This is a genomic window from Desulfonatronospira sp. MSAO_Bac3 (genome assembly GCF_003838035.1).
GTDB classification, from domain to species: Bacteria; Desulfobacterota; Desulfovibrionia; order Desulfovibrionales; family Desulfonatronovibrionaceae; genus Desulfonatronospira; species Desulfonatronospira thiodismutans.
On the sequence record NZ_QYZY01000159.1, the window covers coordinates 1 to 1,685 of the forward strand.

Below are 1,685 nucleotides of genomic sequence, written 5' to 3' on the forward strand. Positions count from 1 at the left end.
CACGCCCCTTTTAAAAAAGATAACCAGGTTCGGCCACTTCCTGACTGCTGCCATCCTGGTGACGGCCCTGGCCACTTTCGCCTTCGGCATCCTGGTACGCCAGCTTATGCCCTCGGAAATGTTCATGGCCGCGGTGGGCCTGGCCGTATCCGCCATACCCGCAGGTCTTCCGGCCATAATGGCCATCACCCTGGCCATAGGGGTGCAGAGAATGGCCCGCAGAAACGCCATTATCCGCAAGCTCCCGGCCCTGGAAACGCTGGGCGCGGTGACCACCATCTGCTCGGACAAGACCGGCACCCTGACCAAGAACCAGATGACGGTTCAAAGCGTTCAGGTCTCTGAAGATCTGTATTTAATAACCGGTACAGGCTATAACCCCAAGGGGGAATTCAGGCTCCAGGACCAGAACATAGACCCCCTGCAGCACCCCCTTCTGGCTGAGACTCTGCGCTCGGTTCTTTTGTGCAACGAGGCCCATATTTATTACCAGGAAAACGAAGGCGTCTACCGCCTGGAAGGGGCCTCCACCGAGGGAGCCCTGGTGGCCGCAGCCATGAAGGCCGGGCTTGACCAGAAGCAGGAAAACGCAGACCGGCCAAGGATTGACGCTATCCCCTTTTCCTCGGACAAGAAATTCATGGCCACCCTGCACGACTACCACCAGGACGGCGGCCGGCGTATCATCCTCAAGGGCGCCCCGGAACGCGTCCTGGAAAGGTGCAGCCACCAGGCGAACTCAAATGGACAGAAAGAGCTGGACCCGGATTTCTGGCACAATAGCGGCGAAACCATCGCCTCCAGGGGCCAGCGACTGCTGGCGGTGGCCTTCAAGGATGTCCCGGAGGACAAAAAGGGCCTTGATGAGGAGGATACCAGGGAAGGCTTCACACTCCTTGGACTCTTCGGGATAATAGACCCTCCCCGGGAAGAAGCGGTCAAGGCTGCTGCAAAGCTCATCGGCAGGTGTGTCTCGGTGCGCGACTGCCAGTCGGCCGGAATAAACGTGAAAATGATCACCGGGGACCACGCCCTGACAGCGGTATCCATTGCCGACGAACTGGGCATCGGGGACGGACGCACCTTTCTGGCGGGCAAGGACCTGGAAAAGATGAGTGATGAAGAACTAGAAAAGAAAGTCCCCGGGGTGGACGTCTACGCCCGCACCAGCCCGGAACACAAGCTCAGGCTGGTGCAGGCCCTGCAGGCCGGGGGCAACATCGTGGCCATGACCGGGGACGGAGTCAACGATGCCCCGGCCCTCAAGCGGGCCGATGTGGGCGTGGCCATGGGCAAAGGCGGCACCGAGGCCGCCAGGGAAGCCTCGGACGTGGTCCTGGCCGACGACAATTTCGCCTCCATCGCCAATGCCGTGGAAGAAGGCCGGACTATTTACGACAACCTGAAAAAGGCCATCCTGTTCATCCTGCCCACCAACGGAGGGCAGGCCCTGGTGGTCATGGCTTCCATTGTTCTGGGCATCGGTCTTCTGGGCGAAGGAGGGGAGTATACCCTGCCCATCAGCCCGCCCCAGATTCTATGGATCAATATGATCATCGCAGTAACCCTGGCCCTGGCCCTGGCCTTTGAGCCCCCGGAAGGAAATGTCATGAGCCGTCCCCCCAGGCCTCCGGATGAACCCCTCATCTCCGGATTTCTCATCTGGCGCGTGGCCTCGGTATCCG

The 1,685-nt window shown here is 60.4% G+C and carries 1 protein-coding gene; it reads left to right on the top strand.

Annotation, left to right across the window (positions count from 1 at the left end; genetic code table 11):
- Positions 1-1,685: HAD-IC family P-type ATPase (locus D5S03_RS05405; RefSeq protein WP_287042916.1), on the top strand; the 1,685-nt coding region annotated here is incomplete at both ends.